Origin of the sequence: Micromonospora sp. NPDC005324, assembly GCF_040607155.1 — a bacterium.
Classification (GTDB): domain Bacteria; phylum Actinomycetota; class Actinomycetes; order Mycobacteriales; family Micromonosporaceae; genus Micromonospora; species Micromonospora trifolii.
Genome location: NZ_JBEXGE010000002.1, coordinates 217,288 through 237,014, shown reverse-complemented (window position 1 = coordinate 237,014; position 19,727 = coordinate 217,288). Strand labels below are relative to the sequence as shown.

The 19,727-nt window shown below is 70.0% G+C and carries 17 protein-coding genes and 1 pseudogene; 3 read left to right on the top strand and 15 right to left on the bottom strand.

What is annotated here, in order from left to right; all coding sequences use genetic code 11:
- Positions 1-54: 54 nt before the first annotated feature.
- From ABZS40_RS03090 to ABZS40_RS03045, 10 genes are all read right to left on the bottom strand, one after another.
- Complete coding sequence (locus tag ABZS40_RS03090) at positions 55-1,119, bottom strand: HAMP domain-containing sensor histidine kinase (RefSeq protein WP_354941322.1); 1,065 nt, start codon at positions 1,117-1,119, stop codon at positions 55-57.
- Positions 1,116-1,781 (bottom strand): response regulator transcription factor, encoded by a 666-nt coding sequence (locus tag ABZS40_RS03085; protein WP_238677757.1) that lies wholly within the window; start codon positions 1,779-1,781, stop codon positions 1,116-1,118. Before ABZS40_RS03085 ends, ABZS40_RS03090 begins: the two co-directional genes overlap by 4 nt.
- Positions 1,782-2,141: 360 nt before the next feature.
- Complete coding sequence (locus tag ABZS40_RS03080) at positions 2,142-2,417, bottom strand: DUF559 domain-containing protein (RefSeq protein ID WP_354941598.1); 276 nt, start codon at positions 2,415-2,417, stop codon at positions 2,142-2,144.
- An 817-nt stretch (positions 2,418-3,234) separates the two neighbouring features.
- Positions 3,235-4,011, bottom strand: a complete 777-nt coding sequence (locus tag ABZS40_RS03075; protein WP_354941596.1) for a G5 domain-containing protein — start codon at positions 4,009-4,011, stop codon at positions 3,235-3,237.
- A gap of 271 nt (positions 4,012-4,282) precedes the next feature.
- Positions 4,283-5,464, bottom strand: a complete 1,182-nt coding sequence (locus ABZS40_RS03070) for a saccharopine dehydrogenase C-terminal domain-containing protein (protein ID WP_354941319.1) — start codon at positions 5,462-5,464, stop codon at positions 4,283-4,285.
- Positions 5,464-6,930, bottom strand: a complete 1,467-nt coding sequence (locus ABZS40_RS03065) for an FAD-dependent oxidoreductase (RefSeq protein ID WP_354941317.1) — start codon at positions 6,928-6,930, stop codon at positions 5,464-5,466. Before ABZS40_RS03065 ends, ABZS40_RS03070 begins: the two co-directional genes overlap by 1 nt.
- Positions 6,931-7,000: 70 nt before the next feature.
- Entirely contained in the window at positions 7,001-7,837 is an 837-nt protein-coding gene (locus ABZS40_RS03060; RefSeq protein ID WP_354941315.1) for an ABC transporter permease, read from the bottom strand.
- On the bottom strand, positions 7,837-8,745 hold the full coding sequence (locus ABZS40_RS03055; RefSeq protein WP_354941313.1) for an ABC transporter permease: 909 nt from the start codon (positions 8,743-8,745) through the stop codon (positions 7,837-7,839). The genes ABZS40_RS03060 and ABZS40_RS03055 overlap by 1 nt, the downstream gene beginning before the upstream one ends.
- Positions 8,742-9,899, bottom strand: coding sequence for an ABC transporter ATP-binding protein (locus ABZS40_RS03050; protein ID WP_354941311.1), 1,158 nt, complete (start codon positions 9,897-9,899; stop codon positions 8,742-8,744). Before ABZS40_RS03050 ends, ABZS40_RS03055 begins: the two co-directional genes overlap by 4 nt.
- The gene (locus ABZS40_RS03045; RefSeq protein ID WP_354941309.1) at positions 9,899-11,083 is read right to left on the bottom strand and encodes a spermidine/putrescine ABC transporter substrate-binding protein; all 1,185 of its coding nucleotides are present in this window, start codon (positions 11,081-11,083) and stop codon (positions 9,899-9,901) included. Before ABZS40_RS03045 ends, ABZS40_RS03050 begins: the two co-directional genes overlap by 1 nt.
- Positions 11,084-11,297: 214 nt before the next feature.
- Between ABZS40_RS03045 and ABZS40_RS03040 the strand changes: the two genes are divergently transcribed.
- A complete protein-coding gene (locus ABZS40_RS03040) occupies positions 11,298-11,810 on the top strand; it encodes an Lrp/AsnC family transcriptional regulator (protein WP_354941307.1) in 513 nt (170 codons plus the stop codon).
- 31 nt (positions 11,811-11,841) lie between these two features.
- Here ABZS40_RS03040 and ABZS40_RS03035 read toward each other — a convergent pair whose 3' ends face one another.
- Together ABZS40_RS03035 and ABZS40_RS03030 are read right to left on the bottom strand one after the other, a co-directional pair.
- On the bottom strand, positions 11,842-12,036 hold the full coding sequence (locus ABZS40_RS03035) for a DUF397 domain-containing protein (protein WP_354941305.1): 195 nt from the start codon (positions 12,034-12,036) through the stop codon (positions 11,842-11,844).
- A pseudogene (locus ABZS40_RS03030) lies at positions 12,027-12,787 on the bottom strand (helix-turn-helix transcriptional regulator). The gene ABZS40_RS03035 and the pseudogene ABZS40_RS03030 overlap by 10 nt, the downstream one beginning before the upstream one ends.
- 629 nt (positions 12,788-13,416) lie before the next feature.
- On the opposite strand from ABZS40_RS03030, the gene ABZS40_RS03025 reads away from it, so the two are divergent.
- Positions 13,417-14,763, top strand: a complete 1,347-nt coding sequence (locus tag ABZS40_RS03025; protein ID WP_354941303.1) for an aspartate aminotransferase family protein — start codon at positions 13,417-13,419, stop codon at positions 14,761-14,763.
- 107 nt (positions 14,764-14,870) lie between these two features.
- On the opposite strand, the gene ABZS40_RS03020 is transcribed toward ABZS40_RS03025, so the two are convergent.
- Positions 14,871-15,239 (bottom strand): DUF3499 domain-containing protein, encoded by a 369-nt coding sequence (locus ABZS40_RS03020; protein WP_354941301.1) that lies wholly within the window; start codon positions 15,237-15,239, stop codon positions 14,871-14,873.
- A gap of 153 nt (positions 15,240-15,392) precedes the next feature.
- On the opposite strand from ABZS40_RS03020, the gene ABZS40_RS03015 reads away from it, so the two are divergent.
- Complete coding sequence (locus ABZS40_RS03015; RefSeq protein WP_354941299.1) at positions 15,393-15,842, top strand: metallopeptidase family protein; 450 nt, start codon at positions 15,393-15,395, stop codon at positions 15,840-15,842.
- Between the two features lie 97 nt (positions 15,843-15,939).
- Here the strand turns inward: ABZS40_RS03015 and ABZS40_RS03010 are convergent, their stop codons facing one another.
- Positions 15,940-16,197 (bottom strand): WhiB family transcriptional regulator, encoded by a 258-nt coding sequence (locus ABZS40_RS03010; RefSeq protein ID WP_007455784.1) that lies wholly within the window; start codon positions 16,195-16,197, stop codon positions 15,940-15,942.
- An 838-nt stretch (positions 16,198-17,035) separates the two neighbouring features.
- Positions 17,036-19,579 (bottom strand): bifunctional FO biosynthesis protein CofGH, encoded by a 2,544-nt coding sequence (locus ABZS40_RS03005; protein ID WP_354941297.1) that lies wholly within the window; start codon positions 19,577-19,579, stop codon positions 17,036-17,038.
- Positions 19,580-19,727: the final 148 nt, after the last annotated feature.

The following is a 19,727-nucleotide window of genomic DNA, read 5'->3' as shown; positions in this document are numbered from 1 at the left end:
CACCACAGGCGGGGTCCAGCGGTACGTGGACCCCGGCAAAGGTGGGTGGAAGTGTCAGTTCAAGGTCGGTAGCTGGACGTCGACCCGCAGACCGCCGTACTCGGCGGGCCGGGCCGCGATGATGCCGTCGTGGGCCTGGGTGATCGAGCGGGCGATGGCCAGGCCCAGGCCGGCCCCGCCCCCCTGCGAGGTCCGGTCCCGAGCGAGTCGGCGGAACGGCTCGAACAGACCGGCCACCGCCTCGGCCGGCACGGGCTGGCCGGTGTTGACCACGGACAGCGCGGGCACGCCGCTCACCACGACGGTCAGTGAGCCGCCCGGCCGGTTGTACTTGATCCCGTTCTCCACCAGGTTGGTGACCAGGCGTTCCAGCAGCACCCGCTCGCCGACGACGACCCGGGGTTCGAGGTGGGTCTCCACAGTGACCCCGGCCTCCCGGGCCCGGTCCAGGTACCCGGCCAGCACCGCCTCGACGATCGTGTCCAACCGCTGCGGTATCCGCGAACGGAGGCCCTGGTCGCTCTCGCTGAGCGCGAGCAGCCCCTCGATCAGGCGTTCGTTGCGCTCGTTGGTCTCCAGCAGCTGACTGGTCAGCAGCTCCAACTGATCGCCGCTGAGCGCTCTGGCCATGCCGACCTCGATGAGCGTCCGCTGCACGGCGAGGGGAGTCCGCAGCTCGTGCGAGGCGTTCGCGGCGAAGCGCCGCTGCCCCTCGTACCCGGCGGAGACGCGTTCCATCATCTCGTCGATCGCCCGGGACAGCCGGGCCAACTCGTCGCTGCCCCGGGGCCGGATCCGGTGACCGAGGTTCTGCGGGCCGAGGTGCCCGATCGGCCCGGCCAGGTCGGCGACCGGGCGCAGGCACCACACCGCGGCGAACCAGAGCCCCACCAGGGCGGCCACTGTCACCAGCAGGACGGCCACCAGGGGCAGCATGAACGCCCCCGGCCGCACGTTGTCGCACGCCGTTGTCACCCCGGGCACCGGCAGATAACAGAACCGCCGCCCCCAGCTCCAGGTCACCTCAGCCAACCACTTGCCCATCGCCGGAAGCACCGGCCCGGCCAGCAGCGCCAGCAACCCCAGCAGAATGACCCGACGTCGGGGCGTCCAGCTCACGCCGTGCCACCGATGCGGTAGCCGGCCTTAGGAACGGTGTGGATGATCGCGGGATCGCCGAGCTTCTTGCGCAGGGTCATCACAGTGACCCGTACGGCGTTGGTGAAAGGGTCAGCGAACTCGTCCCAGGCCTGCTCCAGCAACTCCTCGGCGCTGACCACCTGGCCGTCCGCGCGCAGCAGCACGTGCAGCACCGCGAACTCCTTGGGGCTCAACGCGAGGGGGCGGCCGTCCCGGGTGGCCAGGTGCCGGCCCACGTCCAGCGCCAGGCCGTCCTGGGCGAGCACCGGTGGCAGCGCCGGGGCGGACCGTCGCCCGAGGGCCTGCACCCGGGCCACCAACTCGGCGAAGGCGAACGGCTTGGTCAGATAGTCGTCCGCGCCGAGGCCGAGACCCTCGACCCGGTCCCGGATGCCGGCCGCCGCGGTGAGCAGCAGCACCCGGGTGCCGACCTGTGCGTCGGTGATGCTGCGGCAGACCTCGTCGCCGGTGTGGCCGGGCATGTCCCGGTCCAGCACCGCGACGTCGTACCGGTTCACGCCGACGCGCTCCAGCGCGCCGTCACCGTCGTAGCAGACGTCGACGGCCATCGAGAGGCGGCGCAGCCCTTCGGCCACCGTGTCCGCCAACAACCGCTCGTCGTCCGCCACCAGCACCCGCACGTTTGTCCGCTCCCCCAGTTCGGCTTGCCCGGCATACCGTCGCAGGCCCGGGTTAAGGGTTCTGTAAGCACCCGCCGCAGCCATCCTCCACGCGGCTGTCCAGCGGGCAAACCACCGCAAGCCAGTCCTGGGAGACTTCGTGCCCGTGTCGCGTCATCTGCGTCGTCCGTCCCCGAAGGCCACGACGGCTGGCGCTCAAAGGTGAGCTGCATCACGAAAAGCACAGACCCCACCCCACCCCACCCCGCCCACCACCCCGCCGATCATGGAGTTGTGGTGGGCGTTGACTCCCGTTTCACGCCTTATATGGGGCACCAGAACTCCATGATCGACGGGGGCGTGGCGGGGCGAGGGCGGCAGCTAGGGGCAGAGGAGGGGGAGCAAGGTTCGGATGATGTGGGCGGGGCGCCGGTAGAGGTCCTGGTCCGTGAAGTGGCGCATTTGCCATCCGTTGGCGGCGAGCCAGTTCATACGAGCGCGATCGTGCCGGAGGCGGACGCGGTCCAGGTGGGACGAACCGTCGTACTCGACACCGACGCGGTGTCGTCGGTACCCGAGATCCAGGCGGTAGAGCGGTATCCCGTTGCGATCCGAGACCCAGACCTGTGGCTCTGGCGTTGGCAGACCGCCGTCCATCAGCACCAGGCGCAGTTGGCTCTCCTGCCGACACTCTGCCCGAGGATCGGCGCGCGGCACGAGATCGCGCGCCTGGCAGACTCCACGCAAACGATCGTGCCGAGCGACCTCGACCCGGAGGTCGTCGGGCTGACAGGCGCCTACGCGAAGGCAAAGATCCAGCAGCGGCATCGCTTCCATCCGATGCAACGAGCGGGCCAGGTCCACCGCGCATCTGGCGGCGGGGGCACAGGGCACTCCGGCCAGCAGCACCGGATCACGCACCGGCAGCACCGCCTCGTGGGTAACGACGCCTCGGATACGCGGGACGTTCTCCCCCGCCGGCACGATTACGTGCACGTTGGGGCTTCGCGTGTCGCCGAAGCCATGCAATTGCGCGCCGGTATGAAAGCCGACGACGGCGCTGGCGGGTAGCCGCCGGAAGATTGCCGGTAGGCGTTCGGCCTGGCCGGCCGATGGCGCGTAGATGCTCCGCGACAGCCGGTGCAGGCGGGACAGCTCGTCAACCTGCGCAGTCGTTCCCGGCTGAGGCCGGCCGCGATTAACTCGGAGTATCGATACAGAGGCTCTGCCATGCCGCAAAAATCTGCTGCACCAGCTCGAACCCCTCGACCCCGACAGAGCGTCCTGTGGATAACCACCCGTCCTGTGCACAACCCCCGCAGCCGTCCCCCTGCGTGCTATACGACAGGTCGGCCGGGGTCGATCATGGAGTTGTGGTGGGGGACAGATGCCCTGTAATAGCGCATTCATCCCACCACAACTCCATGATCGACCCGGTCGGGTCGGGGCGGGGCGGGGCGGGGCGGGATTGGGATCAGTCGCAGCCGTAACCGTCCTTGTCGTTGTCCAAGCGGTAGATGTCCTCTCCGATGACCTTGACGGGTCCGGTTACGTAGGCGGGGCCGTCGCCCTTGCCAGGCAGGCAGTCGACGTCGCTGGCGATCGGGACGCAGCCGCTGTAGTTCGGGTCGCACTTCGACGACTGCGGCTTCTTGGTGCCGACGGCGACGACCTGGGTCACCGGCTGCTTCGTCACGGCGGATTTGACCAGCTTCTTGGCCGTCCGCACGCCGTCGGTGGTGGTCACCTCGTAGATCAGGGTTCGGACGCCGTTCACGCCCTTGGTCCGGACGACCCGCTTGCCCTCGGCCAGCGACGAGTCCTTGACGGTCCGCTCGCCGTACCGGACCGTGGCCCGCTCGGTCACTGTCGTCACCTGCACCACCGGCACGGCCGCCGCCGACGAAGGCGCCGTGGCGGGCTCCGACGAGGGCACGGCAGAGGGCACCGTGGAGGGCGCGGCGATCGGCGACTCCTGGGCCGGGGCTTCCTCGGTCGGCTCGCCGGGCGCGGCCAGAATCGGCTGCTGCGGCTGCTCGGCGGCGGTCCCGGTCTTCGTCGGCTCCGGCTCGCCGGTCAGCGCGCCGACGATGGCGGTGCCGGTGCAGCAGAGCAGCAGGAGCGACAGGGTCACCGAGCCGAGGATCACGGCGACCCGGCTGGCGGGAGTTGCGCGGCGGAACCAGTTCCTTCGGGGCGTCTGGCCGAACGACGGCGGATACTGCGGCCCCGGGTGCTGTGGTGGTTGCATCGTCACGGCGATGAGTGTCGTCGCAAACACAGTCTGCAATATCCCCCGTCGCGTCCGTCACCTGCGCCTTTCGCTCCGCGGGAAAGATCGGTGGGCGCGCTCACGGGCGACGAGTCGACAGGCGCGGCAACCCGGCAGGTCAACAGGGCAGGGCCGATCGTGCGCGTGTCGGCACCAACAAAAGCCGCAGATCCCCACGCACCTCATCGACAAGCGAGCAGAGGCCGAACGGCGACGACGGAACTGTCGCGAAGCCGTCAGCGGGGCAGACTCACCGCTCCTCCATCGCCCATGGTGACCCGTAACCGTTCAGCAGGTCGAGGAAGGGCATCGGGGGCAGTGCTTCCGGCCCGAGCACCCCGACGCCGGCCCACGCGCCGCTGGCAAGCAACTCCAACGCGACGACCGGGTTGACGGCGGTCTGCCAGACCACGGCCTGGTGCCCGTACTCCCGCATCGACCATTCGTTGTCCACCACGTGGTACAGGTAGACCTCGCGGGGTTGCCCGTCCGGGCCGAGGCCGCGGACCCAGGTGCCGGCGCAGGTCTTGCCGCGCATCCGGGCACCGAGCGTGGCCGGGTCGGGCAGACTCGCGGCCACCACGTCGCGCGGGGAGACGTCGACGCCGCGTACCCGCACCGGGGCGACCGCGTCCAGGCCGAGCTTGTGCAGCGTCTTGAGCACCTCGATGAACTCGTCGCCGAGGCCGTACTTGAAGGTGACCCGCCGGGCCTTGACCCAGCGCGGGATGAGCAGCACCTCCTCGTGCTCGACGTTGACGCACTCGACCGGCCCGATCCCCTCCGGGAAGTGGAAGACCTCCGGCTCGGAGAACGGTTCGGTGGTGAACCAGCCCCGGTCCCTCTCCCACACGACCGGCGGGTTGAGGCACTCCTCGATGGTGGTCCAGATGGAGAACGAGGGCGCGAAGTCGTACCCGTCGACGGTGAGGTTCGCCCCGTCCCGGACACCGATCTCGTCGATCTCACTGAACAGCTCGTCGGCGGCGTACCGGGCGAACACGTCGGAGAGGCCGGGCTCGACCCCGATGCCGCACAGCGCCAGCCGACCGGCCGCCGACCAGGTGTCGGCCAGCGCGAACTGTTCGTCGCCGAGCTTCACGCCGGTCTCGACGTGCGACAGCGACATCGCCATGTCCAGGTAGTCCGCGCCGGCCGCGAACGCGCCTTCGAAGATCGGCATGACGAACCGCGGGTCGACGGCGTTGAGCACGTGCGTGATCCGGTGCTCCCGGCACAGCGCGGTGACGGCGTCGGCCGAGGAGGCGTCCACCTGAGCGGCGACGAAACGGTCACCGTGCCCGGCGACCGCCCGCTCGGCCCGGACGGGGTCGTGGTCGGCGACGACCATGGTCTCGAAGAAGGTCCGCCGGGCGGCGATGGCTACGGCGGCGGAGCCGACGCCACCGGCGCCGACGAGGAGGACACGCATCAGGAATCAAACCCCAAACCGAAACGATCGAGAGTACGGAGCCAGAGGTCGCGCCGGCCCTCGCGCGCGTCGGCGCGGGCCAGTGACCAGCGGGTGAGATTGATGCCGACCGCGCGGACGGGTTCCGGCGGAAACGGCAGTGGCTTGCGGCGAACCAGGTCGAGCCCTGTCAGCGGGGTGTTCCCGCCGTCGAGCAAATCGAGCAGCACGCGGGCGCCGAAGCGGGTGGCCCCGACGCCGAGGCCGGTGTAGCCGGCCGCGTACGCCAGCCGACCGCCGTAGGCGGTGCCGAAGAACGGGCAGAACCGGGTGCAGGTGTCGATGACACCGCCCCAGCGGTGGCTGAACCGCACGTCGGCGAGCTGCGGGAACGTGGTGAAGAAGTGGCGGGCGAGGGTGGTGAAGGTGGCCGGTCGTTGCTCAAGCTCGGGCGCGACCCGGTTGCCGTAGTGGTAGACGGCGTCGTAGCCGCCGAAGAGGATCCGCCCGTCGGCGGTGAGCCGGTAGTAGTGGAACTGGTTGGCGGTGTCGGCGAGCCCCTGTCGGTTGCGCCAACCGATGGCGTCGCGCTGGGCCGGGGTGAGCGGTTCGGTCATCAGCACGTGGTCGTAGACCGGCACCAGGTACGCCCGCAGCCGGCGCAGCAGCGGCGGGAACGCGTTGGTGGCCAGCACGACCCGGCGCGCCCGTACCGAGCCGGGTTGGCCGGCGGCCCGGGTGTCGGCCGGGCCAGGGTCGGCCGGGTGGGCAGCGGGATCGGTGCCCAGGGTGCTGGCGTGCAGGGCCGCGCCGTCGGCGCGCAGGCCGGTGACCCGGGTGTGCTCGTGCACCCGTACGCCGAGGTCGAGGCAGGCGCGGCGCAGCCCCCAGGCCAGCTTCGCCGGGTCCACCATGGCCACCCGGTCGGCGTCGAACATTCCACCCAGGTACGTCGGCGAGTGCACCTCGGCGCGCACCTCGTCCCGGTCGAGCAGCCGCACCCGGTGGCCGTACCGGCGAGCCAGGTCGGCGTCGGCGGCCAGCCCGTCGAGTTGGTACGGCTCGACGGCGACGGCCAGCTCACCGGTGCGCTCGAAGTCGCAGTCGATGTCGAACGTCGCGACCGTGGCGGCGATGGCGTCCAGGTTGTCCCGGCCGAGGCGTTCCAACTCGCCGACCTCGTCGGGGAACCTGTCGACGCCGTTGGCGAGGCCGTGGGTCAGGGAGGCGGCGCAGAACCCGCCGTTGCGCCCGGACGCGGCCCAACCACAGGTCCCGGCGTCGACGAGCAGCACGTCGCGGTCCGGGTCCGCCTGTTTCGCCAACAGCGCGGCCCACAGTCCGCCGTAACCGCCGCCGATCACCAGCAGGTCGGCGGAGTGCCGACCGCTCAGTGGCGGTAGCGGGTCGGGGCGGTCCGGGCGATCGAGCCAGTACGGCACGGGTGCCGCGTCGGCCAGAGCACGGCCGGCATGCGCGGGCGTCATCAGGGCAGACCCCACACCCGGGGCGGGTGCCCCGCAGGACGGCCACCCCGATCGGCGCGGCGGGCTGTGGTCATGACGGCCGCCGCGCCTGCGGTGCCGGCCCGGACAGCAGGTTGGCGCGGCGGGCGCGTCGACCGCGCAGCGAGCTGAGCCCCACGAGCAGCAGCGCGACCGCGAACATCGCGGTGCCGATCACGTTGACCTGCGAAGGGATGCCACGCTGGGCGGCGCCCCAGACGTACATCGGGAACGTGACAGTGGTGCCGGCGTTGAAGTTCGTGATGATGAAGTCGTCGAAGCTCAGCGAGAAGGCCAGCAACGCGGCGGCCACGATGCCGGGCAGCACCAGCGGCAGGGTGATCCGCCGGAAGGTCTGCCACTCGTTGGCGTAGAGATCCATGGCGGCCTCCTCCAGCCGCCGGTCCATCCCCGCGAGCCGGGCCTTCACTGTGACCACCACGAACGAGACGCAGAACATCACGTGCGCGATCACGATGGTCCAGAAACCCTGCGGTACGCCCGCCGACACGAACAGGGCCAGCAACGACGTGCCCATCACCAGCTCCGGGGTGGCCATCGGCAGGAAGATCAGCACGTTGATCCCGGATCGGCCACGGAAGCGGTGCCGGACCAGTGCGAAGGCCATCAGAGTACCGAGCACTGTGGCGACCACCGTGGCGAGAAAGCCGATCTGCACGCTGCGGACCACAGCGTCGCACATGTCCGAGGTGGCGCACGGCTGCCGCCAGTTGTCCAGTGTGAACTCGTTGAAGTCGTACGACAGCCGGCTCGACGGCCTGTTGAACGACAGCGCGGCCACCACCAGGATCGGCAGCGCCAGGTAGCCGAGCACCAGCAATGCCACGATCATCACCCAGCGGTCCGCCAACCAGCGCGAGAGTCGCATTAGAGGACCTCCTCCGTGCCGGCTCGACGGAGGTAGCCGTAGACCACAGCGAGGATCGCCGCCATCAGCAGGAACGACAGCGCGGCGCCCTGCGGGTAGTCCAGTCGGACCAGGAACGCCGAGTCGATGACGTTGCCGATCATGTATTCGTTCGGGGTGCCGAGCAGTTCGGCGTTGATGTAGTCGCCGCTTGCCGGGATGAAGAACAGCAGCGTGCCGGCGACCAGACCGGGCATGGACAGCGGCAGCGTCACCCGACGGAACGCCTGCACCGGGCTCGCGTACAGGTCGGTGGCCGCCTCCAGCAACCGGGGGTCCAGCCGCTCCAGGCTCGCGTACAGCGGCAGCACCAGGAACGGCAGGAAGTTGTACGTCAGGCCGAGCACCACAGCGAACGGGGTGGCCAGCAGCCGACCGTCCGGGGCGAGCAGGTGCACGTCGCGCAGCAGACCAACGAGCGCGCCGTTGTCCGAGAGGATCGTCTTCCAGGCCAGGGTGCGGACCAGGAAGCTGGTGAACATCGGCGCGACGACGCACACCAGCAGCAGGTTCTTCCAGCGGCCGGCCTTCTGCGCGATGGCGTACGCCAGTGGGTAGCCCAGCAGCAACGCCAGCACCAGGGCCAGCCCGGCGTAGCCAAAGGAGCGCAGGAACTGCGGCCAGTACGCCTGCACCACGTCCGGGTAGTTGCTGACCGCCCAGGTCATCGCGTACCCGGTGGAGAGCGAGCCGCTGGGGTCGTACAGGCTGGCCGCCGCCAACTGCACCAGCGGCACACCGAAGAAGATGAGCAGCCAGGCCGCACCGGGCAACAACAGGAGGTACGGCAGGAGCCGGCGTCGCCCGGACCGGGCTGCCGGTGGCGCGGGTGGCGGGTGCCCCGCTCCGGTGGGCGCCAGCAGGGTCACGACGACGCACCCACCGGCTCGTCGAGGACCGGCGACGTCCGGTCGGTGTCGGCGGCGTCGCGGGGCAGCAGGAACGCGTGCTGCGGATCCCAGTACGCCACTGCCTCGCTGCCGACCGCCACCCGCGCCGACGTTCCGCTGTTGGCGGCGAAGACCGACAACTCGGTGCCCCAGCCGGTGCGCAGCAGGTACTGCGTGCTGACTCCCACGTACGACGCGTCGGTGACCACTCCGGAGACGTGCTGATGCCCTGCGGGCACCTGGTCGGCGGAGCCGACCAGAATCAGCTTCTCCGGGCGTACCCCCAGGTAAACCGGGCCGTGCTCGGCCCGCGACCGGCCGGCGGGCACCGAGAAGCGCGTGCCGTGCGCCGTCACCGCGACGTCGCCGCCACTGGGGCCGGTGGCCTCGCCGGCGAGCAGGTTGGACTGGCCGAGGAAGTTCGCCACGAAGGCGGTGGCGGGAAACTCGTAGAGGTCGGCCGGGGCACCCAGCTGCTCGATCTGGCCGGCGTTCATCACCGCGACGGTGTCGGCCATGGTCATGGCCTCCTCCTGGTCGTGGGTGACGTGCACGAAGGTGATGCCGACCTCGGTCTGGATGCGCTTCAGCTCGATCTGCATCTGTCGGCGCAACTTGAGGTCGAGGGCGCCCAGCGGCTCGTCGAGCAGCAGCACCTGCGGCCGGTTGATCAGGGCGCGGGCCAGCGCGACACGCTGCTGCTGACCTCCGGAGAGCTGGGCCGGGCGGCGGCTGCCGTAGCCGTCGAGTTGCACGAGCGACAGCATCCGGGTGACCTCGTCGTCGACCGAGCGGATGCCGCGTCGGCGCAGCCCGAAGGCGACGTTCTCGAAGATGGTGAGGTGCGGGAAGAGCGCGTAGCTCTGGAAGACGGTGTTGACCGGTCGCTTGTACGGCCGCAGCCGGGCAATGTCCCGGTCACCGAGCAGCACCTGGCCGCTGGTCGGCTCCTCCAGGCCCGCGATCATCCGCAACGTGGTGGTCTTGCCGCAGCCGGACGCGCCGAGCAGCGCGAAGAACGAGCCCTGCTCGATGGTCAGGCTCAGGTCGTCGACGGCGGTGAAGACGCCGAACCGTTTGGTGAGGTTGGCCAGGCGCAGGTCGCCGGCGGGTGTCTCGTGCGCCATCCTCATCACGCCCCGATGACCTGTTGGAACTTGCCCTCGTACTCCTTCTCCTGCTTCTCGTCCAGGGCCATGAATACCTTGGACTTCGACAGCAGCGCCTCGTCCGGGAAGATCAGCGGGTTGGCGGCCAACTCGGGGTCGATCTTCTCCATCTCGGCCTGAGCGCCAGTGACCGGGCAGATGTAGTTGACGTACGCGGCCAGCTTCGCCGCTACCGCCGGCTCGTAGTAGTAGTTGATCAGCGCTTCGGCGTTGCCCCTGTGGGTGGCCTTGTTGGGGACCATCATGTTGTCGCTGTAGAGCATCACGCCGGAGTCCGGCGCGACGAACCGCACCTTCTCGTCCTCACCGGACAGTTGGATGACGTCGCCGGACCAGCCGATGCACGCGGCGATGTCGCCCTTGGCCAGGTCGGGCGCGTAGTCGTTGCCGGTGAACTTGCGGATCTGCCCGGAGTCGACGGCCTTCTTGAGCTTGTTGAGGGCGTCGTCGAACTGGGCGGCGGTGAAGTTCGCCGGGTCGTGCCCGTTGGACCCGAGCAGCAGGCCCATGGTGTCGCGCATCTCGCTGAGCGCTGTCACCTTGCCCTTGAGGTCGGGGCGGGTGAGCAACTCGTCGACAGTCCGCAGTTCCTTGGTGACGTTGCCGTTGTACGCCAGACCGGCGAGGCCGGACTGCCACGGAATGGAGATCCGGTTCTCGGCGTCGAAGGGGCGGTTGAGCAGGGACGGAAGCAGGTTGGCCTGCACGTTCGGGATCTTCGCCGGGTCCAGCTTCTGGATCCAGCCGAGCCGGATCATCCGGGCCGCCATCCAGTCGGTCAGCACGATGATGTCCCGGTCGGTGCTCTGGCAGGCGGCGAGCTGGTTCTGCACCTTGCCGAAGAATTCGTTGTTGTCGTTGATGTCCTCGGTGTAGGTCACCTGAATGCCGGTCTTCGTGATGAACTCGTCGAGGCTCGGTCGCTTGGACTCGTCAGTCTCGTCAACGTCCATGTACTGCGGCCAGTTGGCGAAGGCCAGTTTCTTCTCGGTACCGGAGAGGTCCTCGCTGACGCAGCCAGCTTCGGTCTGCTGCGCGCCCTTGGTGCCGCAGCCCGCGAGGCTGCCGCCCATGGTGAGCAGGGCGGCCGAACCGAGAGTGCCGGTGAGCAGTCCACGCCGGGAGAGGGGCCGGAGGGGAGTACGCATGACGACTCCTAGGGGGTCATCGTCGGCGGGCGGGACGGGGAGGCACGCCGGCGGGAATGTCGGGAGGGTCAAGTGCCATGGACGACTGATCCTGACATGAGGTGACCTCCCTTACAAGGGATTCCGTTGCGGGAATAGCGATGCACGACGAAATACGCCAGACTACGCGGGGATACACGCGCGACATCACGATTCGGGACATGGGGAGCGGGCAATGACAAACCGGCAGCACGAGAACAGCAACGGCGGTCGCCGCGTCGCTGTCCGTGAAGGCGCCAATCACGCTCTGCTGGATGACGTGGCCAAGCAGATCATCGAGCAGCTCCAGGAGGACGGCCGCCGCCCGTACGCGACGATCGGCAAGGCGGTGGGGCTGTCCGAGGCGGCGGTCCGCCAGCGGGTGCAGCGGCTGCTCGACTCCGGCGTGGTGCAGATCGTGGCGGTGACCGATCCGCTCCAGCTCGGCTTCAACAGGCAGGCGATGATCGGCCTGCGTACCGACGGCGACCTGGAGGCGGTCGCGGACCGGCTGGCCGAGTTGGACGAGGTCGACTACGTGGTGATCACCGCTGGGTCGTTCGACCTGCTCACCGAGGTGGTCTGCCGCAACGACGACCACCTGCTGGAGATCCTGCAACGGCTGCGCGCGGTGCCCGGGGTGCTCTCCACCGAGGCGTTCGTCTATCTCAAGCTGCGCAAGCAGACCTACACCTGGGGTACGGCCTGACGCCTGGTCTTGATCTGCGATCCCGGGGGAATCAGCGGCGCGTGGTGCGGACCTCTTGGACGAACGACGCCCAGGCTGTCGGCGCGAAGGTCAGGGTGCCGCCGTCGCGGTCCTTGCTGTCACGCACCAGCACCCGGCCGGGCAGGTTGTCGGCCACCTCGACGCAGTCACCACCGTTGTTGCTGCTGCGGGTCGAGGTGCGCCAGCGGGCGTCGGTCATGTCCATGTCGTGGCCACTTCCCTGATCAGCTCGATCGACCGGCGTTGGGGGAACGCCTCGCCGGTGACGCTCTCCCACCTGCGTCCCAGGCTAGCGACGTCGAGGGGATCGGTCACGACCTGACCGCGGAGCTGGTTGTCGAGATACGCCAATTTCGTCCCGTCGGGCAGCCGGCCCAGCACGAAGGGGCCGGCCAGCCCGGTGTGCCACGGGCTCTCGGCCGGGATGACCCGGACCTGCACATGCTCCCACTCGGCCACCCTCGCGAGGTGGGCCAGTTGAGCGGCCATCACGGTGCGGTCGCCGACCGGCCGGCGCAGCACCACCTCGTCGATCACCGCCACGAGCTGCGGTGGAGCATCGCGGCACAGGACCGCCTGCCGTTCGAGGCGGCCCGCCACGATCTGGTCCACCTCGGACGATGCGACCAGCCCACCGGTGCCCAGGATCGCCCGGGCGTACCCCTCGGTCTGGAGCAGACCTGGCACGAGCAGCGGCTGGTAGGACCGGAGCGAGGTCGCGTCCTGCTCCAGCTCGGCCCACGGCCGGAACCACGACGGCGGAACGGCTCCGGCCAGAGGTCGGCCGCGTCCCGACGCAGAACCTCGGCCACCGCCACCCGGGTACGCGGATGCGGAATGCGCCCCGCAGCGAGCCACCGTGCCGCCGTCTTCGGGTCGACGCGGACCTTCTCGGCCAACGACTCGACAGTCTCCCCCGCCTCGGCCATCGCCACCCGCAACGCCTCGTTCGCCATCGGACCCTCCCGCCGCTCCTCCGTGCCGTGTCGGACGACCCCTGACCCTCCGCCCAGCAGGCGCGCTGCGACGCCGCTCGATGCACGTTGCGGCGGACGTTAGCCACGCTGCGTGTCCGTGTCTGCGACTTACCGGCGTGTTGCGGTGGGACGTGTTGGAGGGCAAGCAGGACGCCCTGCGACCGTCCCCGAAGTGCCCCACCAGCGTCCCCAGGCCGGCGCCTCCCCCGACCCAGGGCCGACCGGCGGCCGAGGGAGGCGCCACCACCGGCGGGCCCTTTGGAGCTGATGTCGCAAACGATTCGACGGTCGGCAGGCGCGACCTGGCGCCTTCAACGCCCGCCAACACGCCCGCAGAGCCGAGCGCCATCCCGACCGGCGGCCGTGATGTCGCAGACGATTCAGCTCCAAAGGCCGACACCAGCACACCTCCGCCTCCCGCCGACCGCCGACCGCCCAGGCAGCTGTGCGGATTCCGTTGCATCCTTGACACCTGTGCGCTAAATCCGTCGCCAACTGGCCGTGATACCGCCGATAACACTTGCTTCGGAGGTCGAGACTGTGCGATAACCGTTGGCAGAGCGGCCGGCCTCATCCCTTTGACCGGCCCGACGACCGATGGGGCTGACATGGCCAACGCCACCGACCACCTCTGGATGCACTTCACCCGGATGGCGAGCTACTCCGCCGGCGAGGTGCCGACCATCGTGCGCGGCGAGGGAGCGTACGTGTGGGACGCGCAGGGTCGCCGCTACCTGGACGGGCTCGCCGGGCTCTTCGTGGTCAACGCCGGCCACGGCCGCACCGAGCTGGCCGAGGCCGCCGCCAAGCAGGCCGGCGAGCTGGCCTACTTCCCGCTCTGGTCGTACGCGCACCCGAAGGCCATCGAGCTGGCCGAGAGGATCGCCGCGCTCACCCCCGGCGACCTCAACCGGATCTTCTTCACCACCGGCGGCTCCGAGGCCGTCGAGGCGGCGTGGAAGCTGGCCCGCGCCTACTTCAAGCGCACCGGGAAGCCCAACAAGTACAAGGTGATCAGCCGGTACATCGCCTACCACGGCACCTCCATGGGCGCTCTGTCGATCACCGGCCTGCCCGGCATCAAGAGCGACTTCGAGCCACTGGTGCCGGGCGCGATCAAGGTGCCGAACACGAACTTCTACCGGGCGCCCGAGCACGGCGACGACCCCGAGGCGTTCGGCCGCTGGGCCGCCGACGAGATCGGTCGGGCCATCGAACGGGAGGGCCCGGACACGGTCGCCGCGGTCTTCCTCGAGCCCGTACAGAACTCCGGCGGGTGCTTCCCACCGCCGCCCGGCTACTTCGAGCGGGTACGGGAGATCTGCGACGCGTACGACGTGCTGCTCGTCTCGGACGAGGTGATCTGCTCCTGGGGGAGGCTGGGCGAGTACTTCGGCGCGGTGCGCTACGGCTACCAGCCGGACATCATCACCACCGCCAAGGCCATCACCTCCGGCTACGCCCCGCTCGGCGCGATGATCGCCAGCGACCGGCTGATGGAACCGTTCCTCACCGAGACCGGCATGTTCGCCCACGGGGTGACCTTCGGTGGGCACCCGGTCTCCTGCGCGGTGGCCCTGGCCAACCTGGAGGTCTTCGCCCGCGAGGACCTGGTCGGGCACGTACGCGCCAACGAGGACGCCTTCCGGGCCACCCTGGAGAAGCTGTACGACCTGCCGATCGTCGGCGACATCCGTGGCGACGGCTACTTCTACGGCATCGAGTTGGTCAAGGACAAGACCACCCGGGAGACCTTCACCGAGGCCGAGTCGGAGCGCCTGCTGCGCGGCTTCCTCTCCACCGCCCTGTTCCAGGCGGGCCTCTACTGCCGGGCCGACGACCGGGGCGACCCCGTCATCCAGCTGGCCCCACCTCTGATCGCCGAGCAGCAGCACTTCGACGAGATCGAGCAGACCCTCCGCACAGTGTTAACCGAGGCCTGGACCAAGCTCTAACCCCACCCACCCCCTGTTGATCATGAAGTTGTTGCCATGACACGACGAGGCGGAGGGCAACAACTTCATGATCAACGCCGGAAAGGGCGGGGGCCCGGGGGGCAGGGTTAGTGGTTGGGGGGGATTACTCGGAGGTGGCCTCGGCGGCCGGTCTGGTGCGGGTTCTCGGGGCGGTGCTGGTCCGGCTCCGGCGGGCGGGGGGCCGGGCGGGCGGCTTCGCGGACCGCTTCGGCCAACGCGACCAGGTCGTCAGTGGTGGGCGGCGGCGGCTCGAACTCGCCCTCGTGGCGGACGACGTCCCAGCCCCGCGGCGCGGTGAGGCTGCGGGCGTGCGGCTCGCACAGGTCGTACGTGTGCGGCTCGGCGAACGCCGCCAGCGGCCCCACCACCGCTGTCGACTCGTTGTAGACATAGGTCAATGTGGCGACCGCTTGCCGGGGGCAGCCGTTACGGGAGCAGCGCCGTGGTGACCTCACGTGCGGCAGGGTATCTCCATTACCGGGTCCGGCGCATCGCTTCGCGTTGCGACACGCCCGTCATGGTGATCACAGTCGACCGTCCTGGGCGCGCCGCGCCACGGGAGCGGCGCTGCCGCTGACCAGCCCGAGGCGGGCGCTACCCTTTGCCTCATGACGACCCCGGAACACCGCCGCCCCGGCTCCGGCCGGCGTGCGCATCGTGACCGGCACGGTCGCGGCCTGCGCGGACGGCTGGTGCCGGCCACCGTGCCGCTGGCGCGGACCAAGGCCGAGGTCTTCGACGACCTGGTCCTGGACACCGTCGAGACGCTGGAGCGTCGGTTCGCCAAGGAGCTGGCCGGGGTCGAGTTCGCGGTCGAGGACGTCCCGCCGGATCTGAACGTCTACGACTCGGACGTGCTGGAGGACGGCGAGGTCCCGTTGGCCCGGCTGCTGCCCGGTCGCCCGGGCCGGCAGGAGGTGCCGCCGCGGATCGTGCTGTACCGGCGGCCCCTGGAGTTCCGGGCGATGGACCGTGAGGACCTCGCCGACCTCGTCCACGACGTGATCATCGAACAGGTGGCGAACCTTCTCGGGGTGGACCCGGACGAGCTCGCCTGAGCCAACCCCGGGCGGAGAGTCGGGCGGCCCCCACCGCCTCGACCTCACACCGCTCCGGCGGCCCCCCGCCCAGGTCTGTCGCCCAGACCTGCACCGCTCAGGCGGCCCGCCGCTTCAACTTGCGCCGCTCCCGCTCGGAGAGCCCACCCCAGATGCCGAACCGCTCGTCGTGACCCAGTGCGTATTCGAGGCACTCGGTCTTGACCTCGCAACGCGAGCAGATTCGCTTCGCCTCGCGGGTCGAGCCGCCCTTCTCGGGAAAGAACGCCTCGGGGTCGGTCTGCGAGCACAACGCCCGCTCCTGCCACTCCGGCGCGTTTCCGAGCAGGTCGGCCACCTCAAGCTGGCCGTCCATCAAATGCCTCCTTGTCGCGCACCGGCGTCATCGCCGCTGCAACCCCCCACGCGAAAGGCGTGCTTGTCCGTCCGGTCCCGTTTTGTTGCGTTCCGTGCGAACAACCCCATTCAAATTACACGCGTGTAATGCGTGCGCCGTCAAGCCAAACTTGATAATGGAGTCGCCCTCCCGACACCCCCGGTCGGCCACTCGGGCCGTCCAGCCTCGCAACCTGCCCTATCGATTCAGACCCCGGCCGAGTAACGCCCTCTCCGGCGAGTTGCCCGACTTTTCTGCCGTGGCGCTTCTCCGACGAGTCGTCGACCGGACGGCACCAGAGACCTCCACCCCTAAGCTGATCTTGGTGGGGGACAGGTTAACGCGGTGCGGCGCAGACTGCCCGTCGAGCTGCGGACAGCACTCGCGCCCCGTCCACATTGTGGACGGGGCGCTGTGGTGGAACCGATGCGTCGAGGTCAGCCGGCGGCCCCAAAACTGCTGCTGGGCCAGGCAAACTCGGCTATCTCTCCACCGTGGACAGAGGTCGTGCCGGCGGGCGTACGATCGTCCCACCAGACGGTATAAGTTCCGCTCGGCAGATCGGGATAGACCGCACTGTGGACGAGCCGTCCCGCACCCGACGCTCACGCACCGCCGAGTGGAGCCGCCGTTCGTCGTCGCGACTGATCTCGATCTCCCGACCGTGCAGATCCCGCCCCCTGTAGACGATCAGGGCACCGGTGTCGCCGCCCAGATCGCGACGCCGCCGGGCCCCTGAGGGGACACCGGCGGCGGTCCTCGCCGCGACCGCCGCCGGCACCGCGTGGTACGGCCGGTGGCGGGGAAAGGTTCGACGTCAGGGTCGGGCGTGACCGTACGCAGTCGACCGCTTGCGCGCCGGACGACCGGCGGCCTTCGCGATGGCCCGCAACTGCTCCTCGGTACGCGCCGACCCGTTGTCGGAGCCGGCCATCCGGGAGATCGTCTCCTCCATCAGCGTGCCGCCGAGGTCGTTGCAGCCGCCCTGCAGCATCGCGACGGAGCCCTCGTCACCGAGCTTCACCCAGGAGCACTGGATGTTGTCGATCCGGCCGTGCAGCAGCAAGCGGGACATGGCGTGCACCGCCCGGTTCTCCCGCCAGGTCGGCCCGGGCCTGGCGATACCCGCCAGATAGATCGGAGCATTGGTGTGCACGAACGGCAGCGCCACGAACTCGGTGAAGCCGCCGGTGCGGTCCTGCACACCGGCCAGCACCCGGAAATGCGCCAGCCACTGCCCGGGGTGGTCGACGTGGCCGTACATCATCGTGGAGCTGGACCGAATGCCCAGCTCGTGGGCCGTGCTGACCACCTCGACCCAGGCGGCGGCCGGGAGTTTGCCCTTTGTCAGCACCCAGCGCACGTCGTCGTCGAGGATCTCGGCGGCGGTGCCCGGGATGGTGTCCAGCCCGGCCTCACGCAGCTGGAGCAGCCACTCACGGATCGGCACCCCGGCCTTCGCGGCGGCGGTGACGATCTCCATGGGCGAGAACGCGTGCACGTGCATCTCGGGCACCCGGGCCTTGATCGCGCGCACGATGTCGGCGTACCCGGTGACCGGCATCTTCGGGTCGATGCCGCCCTGGAGGCACACCTCGCTGGCACCGGCCGCCCACGCCTGCTCGGCCCGGTCAGCGACCTGCTCGACGGAGAGCCGGTACGCGTCGGCGTCCCGCTCACGCTGCGCGAACGCACAGAAACGGCAGCCCACGTAGCAGACGTTACTGAAGTTGATGTTGCGGTTGACCACGTAGGTGACGTCGTCGCCGACCGCCGCGCGGCGCACGTCGTCGGCGAGGCGGCACAGCTCGTCGAGCGCCGGCCCGTCCGCGCCGAACAGCGCCAACGCGGCATCGGTGTGTCGGGGGTCGAGCAGCGTCGCCGGGTCGTCGGCGGCGAGCTTGAGCCCGGCCGCCAGGTCACGGTCCGCGCCAATACCGGCCGACACCGGGGGTACGCCCGCCCGGCGCGCGGCCGCCTCCGGGGTGACCTTCCCAGCGACCTCGGACCAGTCGCCGTAGACGCTGTCGAAGTCACCGCGCCGGTCGTCGGTGCGGCCGGTGGTGTCGATGGTGGCGTGCAGGTCGACCCGCCCGCCGAACACCTCCTCCGGCTCCTGCCACGGTCGCCCCTGCGGCATCGCCGACTCGACCGCCATGCCGGTCGACGGATCGGCCAGGGCACCGACGTGCGGCAGCAACCGTGGGTCGAGCCACGGGTCGCCCGCGCGCACGTACTCGGGGTAGATTGTCAACCGCTCCCGCAACGTGAACCCGGCCAGCTCGGTGTGCCGGGCCAACTCCTCGATCTGCGGCCAGGGGCGCTCCGGGTTGACGTGGTCGGGGGTGAGCGGGGAGACGCCACCCCAGTCGTCGATGCCGGCGCGCAGCAGCAGGTCGTACTCGCCGGCGATGAGATTAGGCGGGGCCTGGATCCGGGCCTTCGGGCCGAGCAACAGCCGGGCCACCGCCACCGTGGCGGCCAGGTCGTGCAACTCCGCGTCGGGCATGCCGCGCATCGCCGTGTCCGGCTTGGCGCGGAAGTTCTGCACGATCACCTCCTGGAGGTGGCCGTACTCCCGGTGGGCGCGACGGATTGCGAAGAGCGCGTCCACCCGCTCGGCCGGGGTCTCGCCGATGCCGATCAGGATGCCGGTGGTGAACGGCACCCCGACCCGGCCGGCGTCCTCGAGCACCCGCAACCGGACCGCCGGCTCCTTGTCCGGTGAGCCGAAGTGCGGACCACCCGGCTCGGACCAGAGCCGGGTAGCTGTCGTCTCCAGCATCATGCCCATGCTCGGCGCGACCGGCTTGAGCCGTTGCAGCTCCGACCAGGACAGCACCCCGGGGTTGAGGTGCGGCAGCAGGCCGGTCTCCTCCAGCACCGCCACCGCGCAGGCGCGCAGGTAGTCCACTGTCGAGTCGTAACCGCGTTCGTCCAACCAGGTACGGGCCGCCGGCCAGCGTTCCTCCGGCCGGTCACCCAGGGTGAACAGCGCCTCCTTGCAACCCTGCGCGGCGCCGGCCCGGGCGATCGCGAGGACCTCGTCGCGGTCCAGGAACGGCGCCGGCAGCCGGTGCGGCACCGTCGCGAAGGTGCAGTAGTGGCAGCGGTCCCGGCAGAGCCGGGTCAGCGGAATGAAGACCTTCTTGGAGTACGTGACCACACCCGGCCGCCCAGCGTCCCGCAGCCCGGCGTCGCGGATCCCGCCGGCAAGCCGGAGCAACTCGTTGAGCGCGGCACCGCGGGCGGACAGCAGCGCGGTCGCCTCGTCGACATCAAGCGCCCGCCCGTTCGCGGCCCGGCCCAGGGCCCGCCGCACGCTCGCATCGCTCGGGCCGGAGTGGGTGCGATCAACCATCCACTCACCCTATGCGCAGCCCGACGCCACCCAACCAGTCCCCACCACGCCCGCCCCCACCACGCCCCCGCCCGTGCCGTGCCGTACGCCTCGCCGCCTCGCCCGTGCCGCGCCCACGCCCGTGCCGTGCCCGTGCCGTGCAGCGTCC

Bases quoted from the DNA above. Each gene is read 5' to 3' on its own strand.
- ABZS40_RS03080 (WP_354941598.1), bottom strand. From the start codon at position 2,417: ATGGACGGCGGTCTGCCAACGCCAGAGCCACAGGTCTGGGTCTCGGAT.
- ABZS40_RS03075 (WP_354941596.1), bottom strand. From the start codon at position 4,011: ATGCAACCACCACAGCACCCGGGGCCGCAGTATCCGCCGTCGTTCGGC.
- ABZS40_RS03070 (WP_354941319.1), bottom strand. From the start codon at position 5,464: ATGCGTGTCCTCCTCGTCGGCGCCGGTGGCGTCGGCTCCGCCGCCGTA.
- ABZS40_RS03065 (WP_354941317.1), bottom strand. From the start codon at position 6,930: ATGACGCCCGCGCATGCCGGCCGTGCTCTGGCCGACGCGGCACCCGTG.
- ABZS40_RS03060 (WP_354941315.1), bottom strand. From the start codon at position 7,837: ATGCGACTCTCGCGCTGGTTGGCGGACCGCTGGGTGATGATCGTGGCA.
- ABZS40_RS03050 (WP_354941311.1), bottom strand. From the start codon at position 9,899: ATGAGGATGGCGCACGAGACACCCGCCGGCGACCTGCGCCTGGCCAAC.
- ABZS40_RS03045 (WP_354941309.1), bottom strand. From the start codon at position 11,083: ATGCGTACTCCCCTCCGGCCCCTCTCCCGGCGTGGACTGCTCACCGGC.
- ABZS40_RS03040 (WP_354941307.1), top strand. From the start codon at position 11,298: ATGACAAACCGGCAGCACGAGAACAGCAACGGCGGTCGCCGCGTCGCT.
- ABZS40_RS03035 (WP_354941305.1), bottom strand. From the start codon at position 12,036: ATGGACATGACCGACGCCCGCTGGCGCACCTCGACCCGCAGCAGCAAC.
- ABZS40_RS03025 (WP_354941303.1), top strand. From the start codon at position 13,417: ATGGCCAACGCCACCGACCACCTCTGGATGCACTTCACCCGGATGGCG.
- ABZS40_RS03015 (WP_354941299.1), top strand. From the start codon at position 15,393: ATGACGACCCCGGAACACCGCCGCCCCGGCTCCGGCCGGCGTGCGCAT.
- ABZS40_RS03010 (WP_007455784.1), bottom strand. From the start codon at position 16,197: ATGGACGGCCAGCTTGAGGTGGCCGACCTGCTCGGAAACGCGCCGGAG.
- ABZS40_RS03005 (WP_354941297.1), bottom strand. From the start codon at position 19,579: ATGGTTGATCGCACCCACTCCGGCCCGAGCGATGCGAGCGTGCGGCGG.